This window comes from Streptomyces sp. AC627_RSS907 (assembly GCF_019049165.1).
The window spans coordinates 1-689 of record NZ_JAGMUE010000336.1 but is presented as its reverse complement, the minus strand read 5'-3'; the positions used below and the strand labels follow the sequence as shown (position 1 = coordinate 689).

The following is a 689-nucleotide window of genomic DNA, read 5'->3' as shown; positions in this document are numbered from 1 at the left end:
GTTCCGCACTTCCCCTGTACAACCCCCCACAGGGAGAGAGCCATGTTTCGACACCACCGCAGATTCAGGGGCAGAGCCGCGGCTCTGCTCACCGCGCTTCTCCTGCCACTCGCCCTGTTGACGGGCCTGTCGAGCTCTGCCCAGGCGGCCGGAAAGCTGACCGCGACCTTCTCCATCCAGGACAACGGCTCCTGGTGGAAGGGTACGTACACGCTGCACAACAGTGGCTCAACCGACGTCACCGGCTGGCAGTTGGAGTTCGACCTGCCGCCGGGCACGACGACCAACGGACACTACTACGGCGACGCCACCGTCACCGGCAACCACGTGTCGGTCAAGAACGCCCACTACAACGGCACCGTCCGGGCCGGCGGCACGAGCGACCCGTTCAGCTACTGGTTCATCGGCAACGGGCCGGCGAAGGCGCCGACGACGTGCACCATCAACGGCGACAAGTGCGACGGCACCCCGGACGTCCCGCCGTCGACGCCCGGCACCCCCAAGGTCACCACCGCCACGGCCCGCAGCATCTCGCTGAACTGGACGGCCGCCACGGCGGGTGACTACCCCGTGAAGTCCTACGAGGTGGTCAGCGACGGGGCCACGGTGGCCACCACGGACACCACGTCCGCGACGATCACCGGGCTCACCCCGGCCACCACGTACCAGTACGCGGTGCGGGCCACCGA

Annotated in this window: 1 protein-coding gene; it reads left to right on the top strand. The window is 68.2% G+C overall.

Annotated features, from left to right (window positions below; genetic code table 11):
- Positions 1 to 42: 42 nt before the first annotated feature.
- Positions 43 to 689: cellulose binding domain-containing protein (locus KUM32_RS35595; RefSeq protein ID WP_217146058.1), on the top strand; the 647-nt coding region annotated here is incomplete at its 3' end.